Annotated in this window: 15 protein-coding genes; 8 read left to right on the top strand and 7 right to left on the bottom strand. The window is 58.1% G+C overall.

Annotated elements, in window-relative coordinates:
• Positions 1-29: 29 nt before the first annotated feature.
• The 3 genes from FO014_RS10950 to prlC all read right to left on the bottom strand — a co-directional run bounded on the left by FO014_RS10950 (position 30) and on the right by prlC (position 4,881).
• Positions 30-1,928, bottom strand: a complete 1,899-nt coding sequence (locus tag FO014_RS10950) for a bifunctional metallophosphatase/5'-nucleotidase (RefSeq protein WP_160029558.1) — start codon at positions 1,926-1,928, stop codon at positions 30-32.
• 155 nt (positions 1,929-2,083) lie between these two features.
• Positions 2,084-2,830, bottom strand: a complete 747-nt coding sequence (rsmJ, locus tag FO014_RS10945) for a 16S rRNA (guanine(1516)-N(2))-methyltransferase RsmJ (RefSeq protein WP_105232997.1) — start codon at positions 2,828-2,830, stop codon at positions 2,084-2,086.
• An 8-nt stretch (positions 2,831-2,838) separates the two neighbouring features.
• Positions 2,839-4,881, bottom strand: coding sequence for an oligopeptidase A (prlC, locus tag FO014_RS10940; protein ID WP_160029556.1), 2,043 nt, complete (start codon positions 4,879-4,881; stop codon positions 2,839-2,841).
• 277 nt (positions 4,882-5,158) lie between these two features.
• Here prlC and FO014_RS10935 point away from each other — a divergent pair, with 277 nt between their 5' ends.
• Positions 5,159-5,935 carry a DUF4225 domain-containing protein gene (locus FO014_RS10935; RefSeq protein WP_160029554.1) on the top strand — a complete coding sequence of 259 codons (777 nt, stop codon included), beginning with the start codon at positions 5,159-5,161 and terminating at the stop codon, positions 5,933-5,935.
• Complete coding sequence (locus FO014_RS10930; RefSeq protein WP_105233001.1) at positions 5,935-6,216, top strand: hypothetical protein; 282 nt, start codon at positions 5,935-5,937, stop codon at positions 6,214-6,216. Before FO014_RS10935 ends, FO014_RS10930 begins: the two co-directional genes overlap by 1 nt.
• A gap of 73 nt (positions 6,217-6,289) precedes the next feature.
• Here FO014_RS10930 and FO014_RS10925 read toward each other — a convergent pair whose 3' ends face one another.
• On the bottom strand, positions 6,290-6,706 hold the full coding sequence (locus FO014_RS10925) for an ASCH domain-containing protein (RefSeq protein ID WP_160029551.1): 417 nt from the start codon (positions 6,704-6,706) through the stop codon (positions 6,290-6,292).
• Between the two features lie 126 nt (positions 6,707-6,832).
• Between FO014_RS10925 and FO014_RS10920 the strand changes: the two genes are divergently transcribed.
• The 6 genes from FO014_RS10920 (at position 6,833) to FO014_RS10895 (ending at position 13,392) form a co-directional block, all read left to right on the top strand.
• A complete protein-coding gene (locus tag FO014_RS10920) occupies positions 6,833-7,675 on the top strand; it encodes a 23S rRNA (adenine(2030)-N(6))-methyltransferase RlmJ (protein ID WP_105233003.1) in 843 nt (280 codons plus the stop codon).
• A gap of 132 nt (positions 7,676-7,807) precedes the next feature.
• Complete coding sequence (gorA, locus tag FO014_RS10915) at positions 7,808-9,160, top strand: glutathione-disulfide reductase (protein ID WP_160029549.1); 1,353 nt, start codon at positions 7,808-7,810, stop codon at positions 9,158-9,160.
• Positions 9,161-9,504: 344 nt separating this feature from the next.
• On the top strand, positions 9,505-9,987 hold the full coding sequence (locus FO014_RS10910) for an Hcp family type VI secretion system effector (RefSeq protein ID WP_160029547.1): 483 nt from the start codon (positions 9,505-9,507) through the stop codon (positions 9,985-9,987).
• Positions 9,988-10,007: 20 nt separating this feature from the next.
• Positions 10,008-10,916, top strand: a complete 909-nt coding sequence (locus FO014_RS10905) for a hypothetical protein (RefSeq protein WP_160029545.1) — start codon at positions 10,008-10,010, stop codon at positions 10,914-10,916.
• 200 nt (positions 10,917-11,116) lie between these two features.
• Positions 11,117-11,611 carry a putative pterin-binding protein gene (locus FO014_RS10900; protein WP_160029543.1) on the top strand — a complete coding sequence of 165 codons (495 nt, stop codon included), beginning with the start codon at positions 11,117-11,119 and terminating at the stop codon, positions 11,609-11,611.
• Positions 11,608-13,392, top strand: coding sequence for an ATP-binding response regulator (locus FO014_RS10895; protein WP_160029541.1), 1,785 nt, complete (start codon positions 11,608-11,610; stop codon positions 13,390-13,392). The genes FO014_RS10900 and FO014_RS10895 overlap by 4 nt, the downstream gene beginning before the upstream one ends.
• Here FO014_RS10895 and FO014_RS10890 read toward each other — a convergent pair.
• The 3 genes from FO014_RS10890 to FO014_RS10880 form a co-directional block, all read right to left on the bottom strand.
• Positions 13,382-14,233 carry a helix-turn-helix domain-containing protein gene (locus tag FO014_RS10890; protein ID WP_160029539.1) on the bottom strand — a complete coding sequence of 284 codons (852 nt, stop codon included), beginning with the start codon at positions 14,231-14,233 and terminating at the stop codon, positions 13,382-13,384. The genes FO014_RS10895 and FO014_RS10890 overlap by 11 nt on opposite strands.
• 447 nt (positions 14,234-14,680) lie before the next feature.
• Complete coding sequence (locus FO014_RS10885) at positions 14,681-17,743, bottom strand: autotransporter outer membrane beta-barrel domain-containing protein (RefSeq protein WP_160029537.1); 3,063 nt, start codon at positions 17,741-17,743, stop codon at positions 14,681-14,683.
• A gap of 93 nt (positions 17,744-17,836) precedes the next feature.
• Positions 17,837-20,941, bottom strand: a complete 3,105-nt coding sequence (locus tag FO014_RS10880; RefSeq protein WP_160029535.1) for an autotransporter outer membrane beta-barrel domain-containing protein — start codon at positions 20,939-20,941, stop codon at positions 17,837-17,839.
• Positions 20,942-20,952 lie beyond the last annotated feature (11 nt).

Raw genomic sequence — 20,952 nt, 5'->3', positions numbered from 1 at the left:
CGCTACCGCCGGCATTTTTTTACCCCGCGTCAGGCCTGATTCAGCGCGGCAATAATCACCAGCTGGTCCTGCAGCTGTTTTTGCAGCGCCGGATCGCCGGCCGTCTTCAGTTGCGCTTTCAGCTCGGCCTCTTTGCGTAAACGCGCCTGCGGGTCGCTGAACGTCAGCCCTTTCACGTTAATCGACGCCACATTGCTGTAACGCCCGTCCGCCGTGGTCGGCACGCTGATCCTGCCGTCATTCAGCAATTTTTCGACGATTTTACGCTGCTTTTCGTAGCCATTCAGCCCAAGAAGCTGCCAGCGCTGCACCGCTTGCCCCTGATACCGCCCTTTTTTCACTTCGGTCAGATAGCGGATGGTGAGATTACGGATCGTCCCCGCCTCCTCGCCGTACTCCTGCTTGCTGTCCGACAGCACCGGGAAGCGCATACCCTCCAGCGCACCGCCCTGCTGCGTCAGGTGCCCCATGCGGTAGCTGTTCATCCCCAGACGAATCGGCGTACTGTCGGTCACCGGCGTGCCGTCGGCCATTTTCAGGTCGACAATGCGCTGCCCCGCCGGCTGACGCAGATCTATCTTGTAGGTCACGCCGTCAAAGAAATCATTGGTGGAATACTTGGACGCCCGGCGCTGCGGGTTAAAGCTGTAGGTGACATCGCCGTCGTGCAGCTGGTTGAAATAGCCGGCGGACCATTCCATATATTTCTTCAGCTCTTTGCCGGTCATCTGGTAGACGGTGATTTCACCGCCGGCATATTGATAGTTGAAGGCGATATCTTTGGCGGCGATGGTGCCGACGTTCAGTTTCGGCCGGTCGTTATCAATCTGCAGCGCAATCACCTCAGCCTGCGGCGCATAGTAACGGCTGGCCTCCTGATACAGCTTGCTGATGCCGGTATCCTGCACGTGCACCTGCGGAATGCCCTTGACCGCGTCCGGCGGCACCAGATCCTGCCCCGTCAGCTGAGCTATCGGCCGGTTGGCGTTGGCGCGCAGGATCTTGTGGTACGGCTGATAGATATCTTCCAGCTGTTCGTCTGACGCCGTGCCCTGAATAGGATAGGTGTAGCTGTCTTTATTGATCAGCACAAACTTGCCGTTATGCCGTTCAAACTGCAGATCGATCCGCGACAGCGCGCGGCCATATTTATCCGGTTCGGTCACGATCACGCCGTTGATCACCGCCTTATCGACCTTCACATGCATATGCCCGGCGACGATCGCCGCCAGTTCCGGATTGGCGCGCGCAATATCACCCACGCCGGTGCCCGGCCGCTGGTTTTCATTATCGATGCCCATGTGCGCCACCAACACCATGGCGTCAACCTCACCCTGGATCTGTTGGATCACCTGTTTTACCGCCTGTACCGGATCGGTAAAATTCACCCCCTTAAGGCGATCGGTACCCTTGGCAAACTCGGCGGTCATCGGCGTATCCATGCCGATAATGCCGATCTTCACCCCCTGCCGCTCAACGATCTTGTAGGCCGGTAAATAGGGCTTGCCGCTGTCCCACAGGATATTGCCCGCCAGCGCCGTGCCTTTGAACTGGTTAAGCGAGGTGGACAGCGGCTGCAGGCCGAAATCAAATTCATGGTTGCCCATTACCCAGACGTCATAGTCCAGCGCGTTAAAACCCAGGATCATCGGGCTGGTTTTGTCGTTCTTAAACGTTTCGACAAAATTGCCCTGAATGGTGTCGCCTGCATCCACCAGAATCACGTTCGGCTGCTGCGCACGCACGTTGCGCACCTGGGTGGCGATTTGGCTCAGGCTGCCGGCCAGGTTTTCGCTGTCGGTGGCGTAGTCCCAGGGCACAAAGGTGCCGTGCAGATCGGAGGTGCCCAGAATGGTGATATTGACCGGCTCGGCGGCCATCGCGGTGCTGCCCAGGCAAAGCAACAGGGAAAGGAGCGTCTTTTTCATAATTCCATTTACTGCGAGTGGGATGACATTAGCTGGCAGCATGCGATCGGGTTTGTGCTTTTTCCAGCAGGTTTTCAGATTGATGCAAAGAAATGAGAGGTAGATCGAGTAGGAAAGGCCCGGTTCACCGGGCCGTTTACTGACGGCAAAAACCGCTACAGCGGCATATAGATATCGAAACGGTGGTTTTTAGTTACCGTCGCAGCATGCGCCGGCACCGCCGCCAGCGGCGGCGCGTAGTCGGGGCGTTTCACCACAATGCGTTTGGTCGCCAGACGCCGCGCCGGCTCCAGCAGGCCGTCAGCGTCATCATCGCTGCCCACCAGCGACTGAAACACCCGCATCTCTTTTTTCACCAACGCGCTCTTCTGCTTGTGCGGGTACATCGGATCGAGATACACCACTTCCGGCCGCGGGCTGAGATCGGACAACGCCGTCAGGCTGGAGGCATGCAGCAGCGTCAGCCGCTCCCGCAGCCACGGGCCGATTTCCGCATCCTGATAGCCGCGCTGCAGGCCGTCATCCAGCAGTGCCGCCACCACCGGATTGCGCTCCAGCATCCGCACCCGGCAGCCGAGCGCCGCCAACACAAAGGCGTCGCGTCCCAGCCCGGCGGTGGCGTCCACCACGCTCGGCAGGTAGCTGCCCTTGATGCCGACCGCCTTGGCCACCGCCTCGCCGCGCCCGCCGCCGAAGCGGCGACGGTGCGCCATCGGGCCGGAGACAAAGTCCACGTAGATCGCCCCCAGTTTCGGCTCGTCGCGCTTGCGCAACTCCAGCCGTTCCGGAGTCAGCACCAGCGCCATCTGCGCCTCGTCGTCCGAGGTCAGCTGCCAACGCTCGGCCAAAACAGACAAGGCGCCGGGATCGGCGCCTGCTTCACACAATAAACACACGCTCACGTGTCTGGTTATCCTTTAATGCCGTAATGGCGCAGCATAGCATCCAGCTGCGGCTCGCGGCCACGGAAGCGCTTGAACAGTTCCATCGGCTCTTCCGAACCGCCGCGCGACAGGATGTTATCCAGGAAGGCGCTGCCGGTTTCGGCGTTGAAGATCCCCTCTTCCTCGAAGCGCGAATAGGCATCCGCCGACAGCACTTCCGCCCACAGATAGCTGTAGTAGCCCGCCGCATAGCCGCCGGCAAAGATATGGCTGAAGGCATGTGGGAAGCGGCCCCAGCTCGGCGACGGCACCACGGCGACCATTTTCTTCACTTCGGCCAGCAGCGGCAGGATCTGCGCGCCGGTTGCCGGGTCATATTCGTAGTGCATACGGAAGTCGAACAGGCCGAACTCCAACTGGCGCAGGATAAACAGCGCCGCCTGGTAGTTTTTGGCTTCCAGCAGCTTGTCGAGCAGCGCTTTCGGCAGCGGCTCGCCGGTTTCATAGTGGCCGGAGATAAACGCCAGCGCTTCCGGCTCCCAGCACCAGTTTTCCATAAACTGGCTCGGCAGCTCGACCGCATCCCACGGCACCCCGTTGATGCCGGCGACGCCAGCGGTGTCGATCTCCGTCAGCATATGGTGCAGGCCGTGGCCGAACTCATGGAACAGCGTGGTCACTTCGTTATGGGTAAACAGCGCCGGCTTGTCGCCCAGCGGACGGTTGAAGTTACAGGTCAGGTAGGCGACCGGCTTTTGCAGCTCGCCGTCCGCCTTACGCAGTTTGCCGACGCAGTCATCCATCCAGGCGCCGCCGCGCTTGTGCTCGCGCGCATACAGATCCAGATAGAAGCTGCCGCGCAGCGAGCCGTCGGCGTCAAACAGGTCAAAGAAACGCACTTCCGGATGCCAGGTATCAACGCCCTGACGCTCTTTGGCGGTGATGCCGTAGATACGCTTCACCACCTCGAACAGCCCGTCCACCACGCGTTGCTCCGGGAAGTAAGGACGCAGCTGCTCATCGCTGATGGAGAACAGGTGCTGTTTCTGTTTTTCGCCGTAGTAGGTGATATCCCAGGCCTGCAGTTCATCGACGCCGTAGTGCTGCTTGGCGAAGGCGCGCAGCTGCGCCAGCTCCTGCTCCGCCTGCGGGCGGGCGCGCTTGGCAAGATCGCTCAGGAAGTCGATCACCTGCTGCGGGTTTTCCGCCATTTTGGTCGCCAGAGATTTATCGGCGTAGGTGTCAAAGCCCAGCAGCTGCGCCAGCTCATGGCGCAGCGCCAGCGTTTCCGCCATCACCGCGCTGTTATCCCATTTCCCGGCGTTCGGCCCCTGATCGGAGGCGCGGGTGGTAAAGGCGCGGTACATCTCTTCACGCAGCGCCTGACTGTCAGCATAGGTCATTACCGGCAGGTAGCTCGGCATGTCCAGCGTCAGCAGCCAGCCCTGCTGCTCTTTGGCCTGCGCCATCGCCTGCGCCTGCGCCAGCGCGCTTTCCGGCAGGCCGCTTAATTCGGCTTCATCAGTAATCAGCTTGCTCCAGCCCATGGTGGCGTCGAGCACGTTGTTGCTGTAGGTCGAGCCCAGCTCGGACAGGCGCGCGACTATTTCACCGTAGCGCTGCTGTTTTTCCGCCGGCAGGCCGATGCCTGACAACTCAAAGTCGCGCAGCGCGTTTTCCACCGCTTTACGCTGCGGTACGCTCAGCTGCGCAAAGCCGTCGCCCTCTTTCAGGTTGCGATAGGCCTGATACAGCCCTTCGTGCTGGCCGACCCAGGTGCCGTACTCAGACAGCAGCGGCAGCGCCTGTTCGTAAGCTTCACGCAGCTCCGGACTGTTTTTCACCGAGTTCAGATGGCCGATCGGCGACCAGATGCGCGACAGGCGATCGTCCACTTCCGCCAGCGGTTGCACCAGGTTGTCCCAGGTGAACGGCCCCGGCTGCGCCACCACCCGCTCAACTTCGGCGCGGCAATCGGCCAGTGCGGATTGCACCGCCGGCACAATATCTTCCGGACGGATAGCGGAGAACGGCGGCAGGGAAAACGGTGTCAGCAACGGATTTGTCATAGGGCAGTCCTGATTATCGTTGGGGCCGGCCACGCCTGGCCGGCCTGAAAATGCGTGTGTAAGGATTAACATGGTGCCAGACGGCAGGAAAATCAATGGCAGGGCCAATAGTGAGACGATTTATTCACCCATTTTTTAACTTTCATATGCCAATATCCTCTGCCACAGCTTGGTTCCCCCCCTAACCGAGACTTCATCAGGTATTTTATACATTGCTCACCATGTTATGATTAGTTATGTTGCTCACAATGTTATAGAGGACCACTTAGGGAAAATTATGGATAATCCACTAGGTTTTAATCAAAGGCTCAATAGTTATTCACAAGTAATGGCACGCCAACACGGCCGTTCATTACTCGAATTATCTAATAGGGTGAGTCGTGACTTCATAAAAGATAATACGTTAGCAAATAAATTCAGACACGAAATATTATGCTTTGTGAATAATAAAATTGAAAAGTGTCAAGAATCAGGTAAAGCTTCAACTCTTGCCATACAAGAGTTGAAGCAAGAGTATCACGCGTTACAACAACAGGAAAACATGCTTAGGGCTAATAAAGTTACGCCCTACGCTGTGATGAAAAAGAAATTTGATGGCAATTCATCAAAATATGTCTTAGCAGGGATTGGTCTTCTATCAGGTATAGGGCAGATAATTCTAGGAATAGGACTAGATTGGACCGGCGTCGCCGTTGTTCCTGGCACATTATTGATGGTCAATGGTATCAACAATGTTTATGAAAATGCTCACATATTGTTTTTAGGAAAAAATGTCATAGGTCCTGCCCGAATAGCTTACCGGGCTTCCGCATCTTTCTTTGGGTATGATGAGGATAAAGCAGATATTGTATATGGTGGAGTAGATTTGCTCCTTTCTGGGTATGGAGCATTGAGAATGTCTCTGAAGCCGGAAGCTTGGCGTTTATTTAACTATATAAATACAGATTATGTTAGAGCATGGCGAAACATGGGAAAAGGTGCCATGGGTTTAGAAATCGCAGCTGATGGCGCCACAATAGAAACAATTTATCATAAAGGCTCAGGGGGTCATTAATGTGGTTTTACTACATTCTTTCAGCATTAGTCGCCTTGTTTTTTCTTAGCATAAAGCTGAAATACAGGCCCACGGACAACAAATTACCCGCGACAATACTCATGATAGTGGGCTGGGTATTGGCCACCTGGCAATTCATAATATTTGCCAATGGCAGAGCTTTATTTATTACAGATTCAACTCAATGGATCAGTGATAACTGGCTTCTGCGCTACTCCGCATTAGCATTTGCGATCATACATATCATCGCCACGTTTGAGTTTAAAGCGAAAAAACGCTAATACATTTGCCGTCGATAAGGCTGGCGACACATGTCAGCCTCGCGATGCACACGCCGCCCGAGTACAGCCTTGTTCATTCCCCCTCAAGAACCGCCACCCGTTCAAACTCCTCAAACACCAGCCACATATCCGGCGCAAAGGTGCCTTCACGGGTGAAAAACGCCTGATGCCCCCGGCGCCAGCAGGCCAGGCTTTTATCCCCTTCTCCCTCTTTCGCCGCCAGCTCGGCGCTGACGTCGCAGAAGCGGATAAGCAGCAGCGCACGCGTGCGGATCACGCAGCGCGCCTCGCCCCTGCCGTCCAGAATCACGCTGTAGTCGCCGACCAGCGGCGCTTTCTCCTGCCGGTAGGCAACGTAAGAACTGCAGGTTGCCGTTTTCTCTCCCACGATTACCAGCTGCAGCAGTTCATCCGCCAGCTGCGGGCTGTCGCCGAACGCCCAGCGCAATGCGTCAGGATATTGCTCCAATATGTTCTGTTTACTCGTCATTCCTGGCTTCCCTCATTGGCTGACAATGCATTTCACTTTTTCCCCTACGAACAGTTTATACTGTGTGCAGATGACTGCCTTATCGAGCACGCTCCGCAGACGGAGCACAAGGAATTACCAAACGCCATGCTAAGTTACCGCCACAGTTTTCACGCCGGCAACCACGCCGACGTGCTGAAGCACACCGTTCAGAGCCTGATCATTGAGTCGCTGAAAGAAAAAGAGAAACCGTTCCTGTATCTGGATACCCACTCCGGTGCGGGGCGCTATCAGCTGAGCGGCGAACACGCCGAACGCACCGGTGAATATCTGGAAGGCATCGGCCTGCTGTGGCAACGCGACGACCTGCCGGCAGAGCTGGAGGCCTATATGGGCGTGGTGCAGCACCTGAACCGCAGCGGATCGCTGCGTTATTATCCGGGATCGCCGCTGATCGCCCGTCAGCTGCTGCGTCCGCAGGACAAGATCCACCTGACCGAGCTGCACCCGAGCGATTTCCCGCTGCTGCGCGGCGAATTCCAGAAAGACGAACGCGCCAAGGTGCAGCGCGCAGACGGCTATCAGCAGCTGAAATCGCAGCTGCCGCCGCCGTCGCGCCGTGGTCTGATCCTGATGGACCCACCGTATGAAATGAAAACCGACTATCAGGACGTGGTGAAAGGCATCCAGGAAGGCTATAAACGCTTCGCTACCGGCACCTATGCGCTGTGGTATCCGGTAGTGCTGCGCCAGCAGATCAAACGCCTGCTGAAAGAGTTGGAGGCCACCGGCATCCGCCGCATTCTGCAAATCGAGCTGGCGGTGAAACCGGACAGCGATCAGCGCGGCATGACCGCCTCCGGCATGATTGTGATCAACCCGCCGTGGAAGCTGGAGCAGCAGATGCAGAACGTACTGCCGTGGCTGCACAAAACGCTGGTGCCGTCCGGCATCGGCCACCATCTGGTCAATTGGGTGGTGCCGGAGTAACCGGTCGCCGCAGGCGCGCACGCCGCGCCTGCGTCCACGCCTATCACAGCCATCGACGCAATCTTTGCGACAAACCCACCTCAGGCGTTAAACTCTATCCTCTTCAATTTACACAACTCATGGAAAACCCAGATGACGAAACATTACGATTATCTAGCAATTGGCGGCGGCAGCGGCGGTATCGCATCGATCAACCGGGCAGCCATGTATGGCCAGAAATGTGCGCTGATTGAGGCCAAAGAACTTGGCGGCACCTGCGTCAACGTGGGTTGTGTACCGAAAAAAGTGATGTGGCATGCGGCGCAGATCGCCGAGGCGATTCACCAGTACGGCCCGGACTACGGCTTTGACACCACGGTCAACGCGTTTGACTGGAAAAAGCTGGTCGCCAACCGTACCGCCTATATCGACCGCATCCACAACTCGTACGACAACGTGCTGGGCAAAAACAAGGTTGACGTGATCAAGGGCTTCGCCCGCTTTATCGACGCGCATACCGTGGAAGTCAACGGCGAGCAAATCACCGCCGACCATATTCTGATCGCTACCGGCGGCCGCCCGAGCCACCCTGATATTCCGGGCGCGGAATACGGTATCGACTCCGACGGCTTCTTCGAACTCGACGAGATGCCAAAACGCGTCGCCGTGGTGGGCGCCGGCTATATCGCCGTTGAGATCGCCGGCGTGATGAACGCGCTGGGCGCGGAAACTCACCTGTTCGTGCGTAAGCACGCGCCGCTGCGCAGCTTCGATCCGCTGATCGTCGAGACGCTGGTGGAGGTGATGAACACCGAAGGGCCAAGCCTGCACACCGAATCAGTGCCAAAAGCGGTAGTAAAAAATGCCGACGGCAGCCTGACCCTGCAGCTGGAAAACGGCAGCGAATTTACCGTCGACAGCCTGGTCTGGGCGATCGGCCGCGAACCGGCGACCGATAACCTGAACCTGGCAGCGACCGGCGTGCAGACCAATGACCGAGGCTACATCAACGTCGACCAGTTCCAGAACACCAACGTACCGGGCATCTACGCCGTCGGCGACAACACCGGAGCGGTTGAACTGACGCCGGTCGCCGTGGCCGCCGGCCGCCGCCTGTCCGAGCGCCTGTTCAACAACAAGCCGAACGAGCACCTGGACTACAGCAATATCCCGACAGTGGTGTTCAGCCACCCGCCGATCGGCACCATCGGCCTGAGCGAGCCGGAAGCGAAGGAAAAATATGGCGAAGACAGCGTGAAGGTGTACAAATCCTCCTTTACCGCCATGTACAGCGCCGTGACCCAGCACCGCCAGCCTTGCCGTATGAAGCTGGTCTGCGTAGGCGAGAATGAGAAAATCGTCGGCGTGCACGGCATCGGCTTCGGTATGGACGAGATCCTGCAGGGCTTTGCGGTCGCCGTGAAGATGGGCGCCACCAAGCAGGACTTCGACAATACGGTGGCCATCCACCCAACGGCGGCGGAAGAGTTCGTCACCATGCGCTAAGTCCTGACCGGTTTAACCGCAGGCTATCCGCGTGATTCGGGCCGACTGTTAACGCAGCCGGCCCTTTTTCTTGCCGCTAAATGCTGCACGCTAAAATCCCCATAAATAATCACGTCATCAAAGCGTCATCAATTTATCCTGCCGCGTTTAAATAAATTTAATAAATAAAAAAATAAACATAATCCTTTAATTTTTAACCGGTTAATATTCCCATCCTGATTATCACCAAACTAAATTATGTAAGGGAAATCTTAATAACTTGATAACGAGAGATCGCGCGTTGACAACACAGGGTCGTCAGTTAATTTGGTAACCAATATCACCATTTACCAACGAGGAAAAAAATGGCTATCGATACCTTTTTGAAAGTCGAAGGCGTAACCGGCGAATCCAATGATTCCAATCATAAAGATTGGATCGACGTCCTGTCGTTTACCTGGGGTGCATCCCAATCCGGCAATATGGCGGTAGGTGGCGGCGGCGGCACCGGTAAAGTGAATTACCGCGATCTGGAAGTTCAGGCGCTGATCGATAAAGCCACCCCGGCGATTTTAAAATTCTGCTCCAGCGGCAAGCATGTCAACAAAGTCGAAGTGTCCATTTGTAAAGCCGGCGGTAGCCAGGTGGAATATGCCCGCATCGTGCTGGAAGACGTACTGGTTACACTGGCTGATTTTACCGGTGTCGGCCACACCGATAATATTCTGGTGAAATACCGCTTCCAGGCGTCGAAAGTCAATCTGCACTATTGGGAACAGACGGATAAAGGCACCAAAGGGGCAGAAACCAAATCTGGTTGGGATATTAAACAGAACAAAGAAATATAACCTGACCACAGGGGGGTTCTATGGCAGATCCAACACAGGATGTCGAATCCGTTTTAAAGGGCAGCCTGATCGGCCAAGATGACCTGCGGGTGATTCTTGCCTTTATTAATGAGCTGGATGAAGCAACGCTGGCGCAGTTCGAAAATGACACCGACTCCGGCATCATGAATACCTTTGCCGAGTTACAGCGCGCCAGCGACCGCAGAAACTCGCTGGCAGACTACGGTGCCCGCGATGAGGAAGAAAGCATCGGACTGCAGGATATGACCGGCAACATGCTGAACCGACGATCCGACGTTTTCAAGAAGTACGGCACCTCGCTCAGAGGCTATGGCGGCAACGTGTATGACGATACACAAAAAAGCAATTACAACATGGCCGCGGCGGCGGTAGGGGTCATTGGCACACTGTCGGGTTCCGGCGCCTATTTTGCTGCGACTGCCGCCGCTCAGGCCGGTGAGACCTTGATGAACAACGCTTACGCCCGCTTCGCCCTGGGCGCCGTCGGCGCGCTGGGTATCTCCAGCGGCTGCGTGCTTGCAGTACGCAACCTTCTGTCTGACCGCCTGGTGGGAGAGAATAAAAAGCTGGTGGACGCCATGAAAAAGATGTCGAAGGCCCGTAACAAGCTCACCACCTTTTTCAACGAAACTCGCGTCAAGATCCTTAAAGATGAAAATAAGGCGAAAAGTAGCGCCATGACCTATATGAGCCGCCGCCCGGTTAATCTGGCTGGCGGTGGAGATATCAGGGGGCGCATGGAACACCTGTTTTCTCATGTTCTGCTGACCGATACCTCCCCCGTGAAGGGGAAGATTCTGTTGATCAGCAATGAGCACTACGTTTCTTTAACCGACGACAGCGATCGCCCTACCTACATCTCCAAAGATGAGCTCAAACTGATGGGTGAAATTGCCGGTATGCTCTAGATCGTCCCCGTGCTGACTCTTATCGTCGCTAAAAAAGTGCTATTATAAGAACCAGGTACGGTGGAACCGCCCCAAGGCCGGCTTTGCTGGCCTTTGTCTTTTTTGCAGCCGCTGCCTGCATAATTCGCTGTTTTCTTTCACTGTTTAGCCGGCTAAATTTATTGCTTGGCCCCTTGCCCTTCATTGCGGAGAAATTCCCGATGCTATCGACCCTGATCAGAACCCTTACCCTGGCGCTCTTCGCCCTGATCGCCGCCCAAACCTCCGCATTCAGCTTTACTCTGGAAGTTTCTGGCAACATCAGCCATTTCACCGATGCGGCCAACAAGCGCTATGTCTTTAGCGACCAGGATCTGTTCGCCATGCCGGTCAACTCGATTTCCACCTCCACCTCGTGGACCCCGCGGCGCAAATTCGACGGCGTGGCGGTGGCGGATATCCTGAAAAAAGTGGGCGCCAAGGGGCAGACACTGTCGATGCATGCGCTGAACGACTATTACATTGATATTCCGCTGTCCGACGTGGAGCACTACAACATCATTCTGGCCTATAAAATGGACGGGGAAATGTTGAAGATCCGCAACTTCGGCCCGCTGTTTCTGGTTTATCCACGCGATGAAAGCGGCCCGGAGTTAAATTCGCCGCTGTATAACTCGCGCTTTATCTGGCAGGTCAACAGGATCGTGATTAAATGAAGCTGACCCAGTTCAAGAACGGCAGCCGGCTGGCGATTCCGGCCATTTTCGCCGCCCTGTTCATTGTGGCTTCCACCATCACCCTGTATTACTACAGCGCCACGCTGTCGAAAAAGGGGTTGTACGCCATCGCCGGTACGCAGGAAAACTACTCGTGGTCGATCGCAAAGTTCTCCATCAAGCTGGCGGAATTTGAAACCTATGTGGAACAGCTAAAAAATACGCCCAAGGTGGATATCGACGCGTTAAGGCTCAGGTTCGAAATTCTCTATTCGCGCTTTTACGTGCTGGAGACCGTATCGGAATCCACCCAGCCGCTGTACCGCGAGGCCGGCTATCCCGAGGTGATTAAGCAGATGGTGGCGCAAATGAATCAGCTCGACCATCTGATCAGCGCCTCTCCGCCGAATCTGCAGGAAATTACCCAGTCCATGCAGCAGATGAAGCCGTTTGCGGTCGAGATGGCCAACCTGGCCGACCATGCGGAAGTGAAGCAGCGCACCGTCGCCTACAACGACTATATCGAGAAGCGCCATATTATTTTCTACGGCCTGGTGATCATCATGTTCTCGGTGATTGCGCTGGTCGCTATTACGCTGATTGTCCTGCGCCAGCAGCGCATTACCATTCAGCAGCAGGCCAAGGCCATCGAGGCGGAAAAAGCCACGCACTCGAAAAACGCCTTCCTCGGCGCCATCGGCCATGAGCTGCGTACCTCGCTGCAGAGCATTATGTCCGCCATTGACGTATTGATGAATACCAATGTGTCCACCGAGCACGTTGATACCTTCCAGCGGCTGGAAACCGCCGCGCAGCAGATTGAAACCCAGATGAAGGATTTGACCGACTACGCGCATCTGGACAGCGGCATGATGGAACTGCGCATTATGCCGTTCAATGCTGAGCAACTGATTCAGCAAACCACCGATGAAGTCGGCATGCTGATGAGCAAAGAGCAGATCACATTGTTGTGCGAGGTCGACTTCAGCCACGCGCAAATGTATTCCGATCCGCTGCGCATCCGCCAGATTCTGGTCAATCTGCTGACCAACGCCTTCAAATACACCGAAAGCGGCACCATCACCGTGCACGGCTGCCTGCGTCGCCAAACCGGCGGCAATGCGCTGATGTTGGAAGTGACCGATACCGGTATCGGGATGGAAGAGGAAAAGCTGGGGCAGATATTCCAGCCGTTTACCCAGTTGGATCAGTCGAATACCAAACAGTACGGCGGCGTCGGCATGGGGCTGGCGATCGTACGCGGCCTGGTCGCGCTGCTGCAGGGCACCGTTACCGTTTACAGCGAACAGGGAAAAGGCAGCACCTTTATCGTCAGCATTCCGGTGGAAGTCAGCGAAGATCAGACGGAAGAAGAGGCGCAGCCGCAGGCGCTGTCCGATATGGCGATGAAAGAACAGCAGGTGCTGGTAGTGGACGACAACAGATCGGTGGGAGAAGCCTTCGCCGCCCTGCTGGATAAACTGGGCTATCAGCACGAGCTGTGCGATTCATCAGAACGCGCGCTGCAAAAGCTGCTGCGCCGGCCTTACGATGTGCTGTTGCTGGATTTACAAATGCCGGGCATCGACGGCGCGGCGCTGGCGAAAAAGCTGCGCGGCCAACGCGGCCCCAACCGCCATATTCCGATTATCGGCATCAGCGCCCAGACGCCGGAGCTGCTGACGCTGGAGCAACGTGCGCTGTTTGATGATTACCTGATAAAACCCGTGCGGCTGGAAGCGCTGTCCACCGCACTGTCCGCCCTGTTCCTTAAAGGTTAAAACAGCGCTGCAGCGCGGCTTCAATCACATGCAGCCGCACCGGTTTTTCATACGGGCCAAGCACGTCATAATCGCGCATCGCCTTGGCGATTTCTGACTCGCGCAGCCCGGTGCCCAGTTGGCCGGTCAATACCAATACCGGCGCATCCGGGTTATCAGAGGCGCGAATCGCTTCGATGCATTGCTCGGAGGTTTCCTGCCCGATCAGCCAGTCAACCACGTAACCGTCGAACAGGCTGCGGCTCAGCGCCTGTTTGAACGTCTGAACATCGTAAAAAGCAACGGCGTTAAAACCGCGGCTGTTCAGGTATTTGGCCAGTTCATCCGCCGCCTGATGCGAATCATCCAGCACCGCGATGCTTAACCGCTCATCGTCGACATTCGTCGGACGAATCTCGATCAGCTCCACGCAATAGCGGCTGCCAGCCGGCGCCTCATCGGCCCGGTAAATCACCCACTTATCGTCTTCCTGCAGCGCGACATATTCAGAAAAACGCCCGCCGCTGACTTCGCTGCCGATGTATGCCACGCAAGGAATCGTCATCCCGGCCGGTGAAAAGATGGCATCTCGTGCAATAGTTTGCGCGGGAGGCTCATTCTCCACGTTGATATCCACAATGGCCGCCGGCGTTTCGTCCAGCGCCGCCGCGACGCTGTTGATCTGTTCCAGCGTCCAGGGACTCTGCCCTTTCAGCTTGCGGTGGGCATGGGAAAAACTTAGCGCCAGAATGCGGCTAAGCTCCTTTGCTTGCTGACGTTTACCGATCCCGTGATGAAGAAAGAGTTCTCTGACCCGGTTTGCAATCGACTGCGAATCGAATTTTTGATGATTGTTATCCATTTTTTCCTTCGATTTTTTCTAATTTTTCAGTCGCTTTGACATGTTATCGTGTTCGAACATCATTCAATATTAGCATCATATGCAAGATTAATCTCAAACATTGCTTGACACACCATGTTTTATAGTCAAACATGGTATCAAAAGCTACACACAGCAACACACTATAAAAATAAAACACCAGTACTTATAACCATAACGACACCAGGGAAACTCGTTCAGGTTGCCGGTTCTAAAATACAGTATGCATTAGGACAACGGCACACCGTTCAGAGTAAAAGCCTTTATCGCTAATAATAAAGATGTACCCCCCATTGAACCGGCTCCCATCAGGGGGCCGTTTTTTTATGGGATTTTACCGGTAGGAGAGGAGATTCGGGCAACTTTTCTGCGGAAAAAAAACAGGATCGCCGTTGGCGACCCTGTTTTTAAGGATGGATATGCCTGGGATCAGAAGCGCCAGGTGAAACCGGCGTTGACGCTGTTGTCCTGATGACGGTCCGACAGCAACCCGCCGTAGCCCAGCGACAGCGACGCATTCTGGCTCACCGCCACGTCCGCGCTGGCCTTCAGCAGCAGACCGTCGCGCGATACCGGCACGCTGTTGCTGACGAACGCCGCATCACCGCCGCGGAACTTCAGCCCGGTGCCGCGCTCCAGCTCGCCGTACTGATGCTGCCAGCCCGCCTCGCCGCGCAGCGTCACCGCCGTTTCACGGCTCAGCTGCCACTGATGGTCCGCACGCAGGCCCAGCGTCGACACCGTGGCGTCCGTGTGCTGCTTGTCGCCGTGCAGTGCCGCTGCGCCGCCGTCTTCGCTGATGCCGTTGTTCTGGAAGTTGATGTACGCCAGATTGGCGAACGGCTCCAGGTTCACCCACTCACCCTGCACGCTATAGCCCGCTTCCGCGAACAGCTGCTCGGTGCGCGCGCTGTATTTCGCCGTCGCGCGGTCCGACTGCAGCCCGTAGTTCACCGAGCGCGCCGTATCGAACCGGTGCCAGGTGTAAGACCCACCGGCACGCAGCGCCAAATCGCCGTACTGTTTGCTGCCGTATACCGCCAGGTGGTAGTTGTCGCTGTCCGCATTCGAGCCGTAGCCGCCGTCCAGCGAGGTGCGGGTATAGCCGGTCGCCACCCCCAGCCGCCAGTCGTCGTAGGCCGAATCCAGACCCAGCAGCACCCCGTAGGTCGAGGCCTGATAGCCGGTGGCGTTCACGTCGCCCGACGCATGGTCCCATGCCCCGACAAACTGCGCCCACGCGCCGCCGTCATCCGCCTTGATGTCCTGCGACGTCGCCAGCCCTTCCGCCTGACGCAGGCGGCTGTTCAGCGCATCGCGCAGGTAGCGGCTGTCGTTCACCTGCGCCGAGGCGATATCCGCGTGGATCTGCCCCGACAGCTGGCGGAATGCCCGCTGCGCCTGCCCGGCGCTGCCGGAGGCCAGAATGCTTTCATACACCGGGTTGCCCGCCGCCAGCGCATCCGCCGCCGTCGCCACCGCTCGCTCATTCTGCGTGGCCGCCACGCTGGCGAACGCGGTGTCGTTACGCGCCACGTCCGCCGTCAGCCGGTTGCCCTGCGTGGACAGCGTGGCCGCCAGGAACGGCGAAGTGGTTGTCGCGCCGTCAAACTGACCGCTGATACCCTGCTGCGCCTGTAAAATGTCATACTGGCCGATGGCGCTACCGCCGGCGTCGCCGTTCAGTACGTTCTGCTGATCCAGCAGCATCGCCACTTCGCCACCGTCGATCTGTGCCGATCCGCCGCTGACGATCCGATCGCTGCTGCCGTCCGCCGCCGCTTCCACCGCGTAGCGCGAGCCGGCGGCAAAGGTCACGTCGCTAGTGACGTTCAGCGTGCCGATCGAGTTGCCCGGCGCCACGACGGCACCGGTGTTGGCGGTGAGTGAACCGATACGGCCCGAGCCGCCGAGCGCCCCGCCGTTCCCTACCGTCACGTCCGACACCAGCGTGCCGTTCACCGCCAGCAGCCCCTGATTGACCAGCGTCGGCCCGCTGTAGCTGTTATTACCGGTCAGGTATAACGAACCGGCGCCTTCTTTGGTCAGGCCGCCATGGCCGGAAATATCGTTCGAATAGACTTCCAGACCACAATGTACATCGTCGCAGATACGCTGATAGCGCGTGCCGCTATCCACTTCCGCCCCCACGCCCGGAATGTTGGCGACAAACTGCGTCGGGCCATAGGCGACGCCATCGGCATCGGGAATGCGGAACGCTTCCGGGATATCCTGCTCGGTGTAGAACATCCCCGGCCCGTTAATCGCCTTGCCGAGGTTAATCATCCCCCAGCCGTACAGCGCGTCAATACCGGGTGCTCCCATATCGGTGGCAGTGGTTTTCAACACATCGGCAATTTGCGCCGTCGACAGGTAGGGGAAACGCTGCAGCAATACGGCAACCGCGCCGGTCACGTGCGGCGTCGCCATCGAGGTACCGTTTTTATTGCCGTAGTCCGACGTCAGCTGCTGTGGATCGGAACCGTTGGCCACCGCGCTGTAAATTTTGCTGCCCGGAGACGCAACGCAGAAGCTGGCGGTGTAACCACAGCGGGATGAGAAGGAACTGAGGGTGTAAGGCACGCTATTGGCCGAGGCATCATCCTGCGCCACGCTGGCGACGGTCAGCCAGTTCGGCGCAATATCCGGCACAAAATAGCCCAACCCGCTGATGACGTCCGGCTGGTTGTAGTTACCGTCGTTGCCCGCGGCAAACAGCACCAGAATATTGTGGCGTGCGGCATCGATCGCCCCCTGATAGCCCGCGCCGGCCAAGCTGCCCAGCAGCGGCTTCACCTGATTGAACTGCTCTTGCGCATCATGGAATTCAAAATGCAGCGCATCCGGATCCTTACCGCCGTCGGACAGGAAATCCGGAATGCTGACGCCCCAGCTGTTATTAATCACCCGTACGCCGCTTTCAATCATCGCCTGCCAGCCGGCGTTGGTTACCGCGCCGTCCAGCCCCAGAAACTCGCCGTAAGCCGGACCGTCATTGTCGTTGTCCACGCTGATAATCTGCGAATCAAACGCCACGCCGTGCATCCCCGCACCGTCGCGGTTGGCGGCAGCGATCCCCGCCACATGCACACCGTGATTGCTCAGCGTCTCGCCGTTGTAGAAATGGAAACTGCCGTCGAAATAGAACGGATCGCCGGCGTTAATGCCCGGCCGGTGGGGATCGGTATAGGCGCGAATGCCCTGCGTTACCACATTGATCAACTTGCCGTCGCCGGCAAACTCGGGATGCTGGTTATACACCGGCGTATCCAGAATTCCCACTTTTTGTCCTTTGCCGGTGTAGCCGGCAGCGTAGGCCTGGTCGGCATGAATCGCCCCCAGCCCCCAGTCGGCGTTAAACTCGGCGCTGCGCCAGCCGCCCGGGTCACCGACTTTCCCCTCGTTTGCCTGTACGCTGCCTGCCGCCAACAGTGAACACAGTAAGGCATTCAGTTTCCATGTCGGCTTTTTCTTTCCTGTAAATGCTTTCATTCCCGTTACCTTTGATATTTGTTCTGCACGTCACATGGGAAATCGGGCCGCCCGAACGGGCGGCCCTGAGTTTAAGGATGGATAGGCATGAGATCAGAAACGCCAGGTGAAACCGGCGTTGACGCTGTTGTCCTGATGACGGTCCGACAGCAACCCGCCGTAGCCCAGCGACAGCGACGCATTCTGGCTCACCGCCACGTCCGCGCTGGCCTTCAGCAGCAGGCCGTCGCGCGATACCGGCACGCTGTTGCTGACGAACGCCGCATCACCGCCGCGGAACTTCAGCCCGGTGCCGCGCTCCAGCTCGCCGTACTGATGCTGCCAGCCCGCCTCGCCGCGCAGCGTCACCGCCGTTTCACGGCTCAGCTGCCACTGATGGTCCGCACGCAGGCCCAGCGTCGACACCGTGGCGTCCGTGTGCTGCTTGTCGCCGTGCAGCGCCGCTGCGCCGCCGTCTTCGCTGATGCCGTTGTTCTGGAAGTTGATGTACGCCAAGTTGGCGAACGGCTCTAGGTTCACCCACTCGCCCTGCACGCTGTAGCCCGCTTCCGCGAACAGCTGCTCGGTACGCGCGCTGTATTTCGCCGTCGCGCGGTCCGACTGCAGCCCGTAGTTCACCGAGCGCGCCGTATCAAACCGGTGCCAGGTGTAAGACCCACCGGCACGCAGCGCCAAATCGCCGTACTGTTTGCTGCCGTATACCGCCAGGTGGTAGTTGTCGCTGTCCGCATTCGAGCCGTAGCCGCCGTCCAGCGAGGTGCGGGTATAGCCGGTCGCCACCCCCAGCCGCCAGTCGTCGTAGGCCGAATCCAGACCCAGCAGCACCCCGTAGGTCGAGGCCTGATAGCCGGTGGCGTTCACGTCGCCCGACGCATGGTCCCATGCCCCGACAAACTGCGCCCACGCGCCGCCGTCATCCGCCTTGATGTCCTGCGACGTCGCCAGCCCTTCCGCCTGACGCAGGCGGCTGTTCAGCGCATCACGCAGGTAGCGGCTGTCGTTCACCTGCGCCGAGGCGATATCCGCGTGGATCTGCCCCGACAGCTGGCGGAACGCCTGCCGCGCCTGCCCGGCGCTGCCGGAGGCCAGAATGCTTTCATACACCGGGTTGCCCGCCGCCAGCGCATCCGCCGCCGTCGCCACCGCTCGCTCATTCTGCGTGGCCGCCACGCTGGCGAACGCGGTGTCGTTACGCGCCACGTCCGCCGTCAGCCGGTTGCCCTGCGTGGACAGCGTGGCCGCCAGGAACGGCGAAGTGGTTGTCGCGCCGTCAAACTGGCCGCTGATACCCTGCTGCGCCTGTAAAATGTCATACTGGCCGATGGCGCTGCCGCCGGCGTCGCCGTTCAGTACGTTCTGCTGATCCAGCAGCATCGCCACTTCGCCGCCGTCTATCTGCGCCGATCCGCCGCTGACGATCCGATCGCTGCTGCCGTCCGCCGCTGCTTCCACCGCGTAGCGCGAGCCGGCGGCAAAGGTCACGTCGTGGGTGACGTTCAGCGTGCCGATCGAGTTGCCCGGCGCCACGACGGCACCGGTGTTGGCGGTGAGTGAACCGATACGGCCCGAGCCGCCGAGCGCCCCGCCGTTCCCTACCGTCACGTCCGACACCAGCGTGCCGTTCACCGCCAGCAGCCCCTGATTGACCAGCGTCGGCCCGCTGTAGCTGTTGTCGCCGGTCAGCACCAGCGTGCCGATGCCCTGCTTGGTCAGGCCGCCGTGGCCGGAGATATCATTGCTCCAGATATCCAGGCCGCAGTGGACGTCATCACACACCCGTTCAGTCGGTTTGCCCCGATCGAGCACCGCGCCGACGCCGGGCAGGTCGACGACGAACTGACCTGAACCATAGGCCACGCCTTTTTCATCCGGCACGCGAAATGCTTCCGGAATATCCTGCTCGGTGTAGAACATCCCCGGCCCGTTAATCGCCTTGCCGAGGTTAATCATCCCCCAGCCGTACAGCGCATCAATACCGGGATCGCCCATATCGGTGGCGGTGGTTTTCAGCACCGATGCCACCTGCGCGCCGGTCATATACGGGAAGCGCTCCATCAGCACCGCGATGCTGCCGGCAACGTGCGGCGCGGCCATTGAGGTGCCGCTGAACTTGGCGTAACCGGTGGTCAGATTGTCCGGGGTCGTACCCTCAATGACCGAACTGTATACCTTCGTCCCTGGTGCCGAAACGCAGAAACTGGCGGTGTAACCGCAGCGGGAAGAGAAGGTGCTGATAGCATAATCGCCCGTGCCGTCAGGATCCTGCAGGCTGGCGACCGACAGCCAGTTCGGCGCGATATCCGGTACAAAATAGGCCAGTCCGGCCATGGCATCGGGGTTATTCAGGTTATCGTCATTGCCGGCGGCAAAGATGGTGACGATACCGCTGCGCGCCGCGTCAATCGCCCCCTGATAGGCGCCGCCCGGTTTGGTGCCCAGAATCTGTTTGATCTGCTCGAACTGTTTACGCGCATCGTCGACGGTAAAATGCGGATAGGCCGGATCGGATCCGCCCTCGGCAAACTTATCGGTGATGCCGATCCCCCAGCTGTTATTGATAATCCTTGCGCCGCTGGCGATCAACGCATCCCAGCCGGCCTTGTATACCGCCCCGTCATTGCCGAGAATAATGCCGTCTTCCGGGCCAGGGTCGCCGTTCTCCGCGCTGATGATTTGCGCATTGAAGGCCACGCCGTGCATTTCTCCGCCGTCACGGTTACCGGCGGCAATACCGCCGACGTGCGTACCGTGTGAACCTAACTCGCCGTCCGACCCTACGCTCGGCGTCCCGTCATAGCGGAAATCGTCCCCTTTCTTGACCGGAATATAAGGGTCGGTATATTCACGCACCCCTTGGGTCACCAGGTTGATCACCTTGTCCTGGCTGGCAAACTCCGGGTGCTGGGCATAAACCGGCTGATCGAATATTCCCAGCTTGACGCCTTTACCGGTGTAACCGGCGGCGTAAGCCTGGTCGGCATGAATCGCCCCCAGCCCCCATTCGGCATTAAATTCATTACTGCGCCAGCTGGCCGCATCGCCTGGCCGACCATTTTCCACATAGGAGGCGGCCTGCGCCCCGCTGCCAATCACCGCTAAAAAACAGGCGATGGCGCTTAATTGCATACGCTGCTTCACCGATGCGGTATACGCCGTCGGCGCCCGCACCGGTTTATTCTCTTTACGTTTACTGTCCATCCCAGATACCG

It is taken from the genome of Serratia rhizosphaerae, from assembly GCF_009817885.1.
Lineage (GTDB): Bacteria > Pseudomonadota > Gammaproteobacteria > Enterobacterales > Enterobacteriaceae > Serratia_B > Serratia_B rhizosphaerae.
Note: the sequence above shows the minus strand (reverse complement) of the source record. Positions and strands in the feature narration are given on the sequence as shown.

What these genes read in the sequence shown, in the direction of transcription:
- FO014_RS10950 (WP_160029558.1), bottom strand. Translation starts at nt 1,928, where the DNA reads ATGAAAAAGACGCTCCTTTCCCTGTTGCTTTGCCTGGGCAGCACCGCG.
- prlC (WP_160029556.1), bottom strand. Translation starts at nt 4,881, where the DNA reads ATGACAAATCCGTTGCTGACACCGTTTTCCCTGCCGCCGTTCTCCGCT.
- FO014_RS10935 (WP_160029554.1), top strand. Translation starts at nt 5,159, where the DNA reads ATGGATAATCCACTAGGTTTTAATCAAAGGCTCAATAGTTATTCACAA.
- FO014_RS10930 (WP_105233001.1), top strand. Translation starts at nt 5,935, where the DNA reads ATGTGGTTTTACTACATTCTTTCAGCATTAGTCGCCTTGTTTTTTCTT.
- FO014_RS10925 (WP_160029551.1), bottom strand. Translation starts at nt 6,706, where the DNA reads ATGACGAGTAAACAGAACATATTGGAGCAATATCCTGACGCATTGCGC.
- FO014_RS10920 (WP_105233003.1), top strand. Translation starts at nt 6,833, where the DNA reads ATGCTAAGTTACCGCCACAGTTTTCACGCCGGCAACCACGCCGACGTG.
- gorA (WP_160029549.1), top strand. Translation starts at nt 7,808, where the DNA reads ATGACGAAACATTACGATTATCTAGCAATTGGCGGCGGCAGCGGCGGT.
- FO014_RS10910 (WP_160029547.1), top strand. Translation starts at nt 9,505, where the DNA reads ATGGCTATCGATACCTTTTTGAAAGTCGAAGGCGTAACCGGCGAATCC.
- FO014_RS10905 (WP_160029545.1), top strand. Translation starts at nt 10,008, where the DNA reads ATGGCAGATCCAACACAGGATGTCGAATCCGTTTTAAAGGGCAGCCTG.
- FO014_RS10900 (WP_160029543.1), top strand. Translation starts at nt 11,117, where the DNA reads ATGCTATCGACCCTGATCAGAACCCTTACCCTGGCGCTCTTCGCCCTG.
- FO014_RS10895 (WP_160029541.1), top strand. Translation starts at nt 11,608, where the DNA reads ATGAAGCTGACCCAGTTCAAGAACGGCAGCCGGCTGGCGATTCCGGCC.
- FO014_RS10890 (WP_160029539.1), bottom strand. Translation starts at nt 14,233, where the DNA reads ATGGATAACAATCATCAAAAATTCGATTCGCAGTCGATTGCAAACCGG.
- FO014_RS10885 (WP_160029537.1), bottom strand. Translation starts at nt 17,743, where the DNA reads ATGAAAGCATTTACAGGAAAGAAAAAGCCGACATGGAAACTGAATGCC.
- FO014_RS10880 (WP_160029535.1), bottom strand. Translation starts at nt 20,941, where the DNA reads ATGGACAGTAAACGTAAAGAGAATAAACCGGTGCGGGCGCCGACGGCG.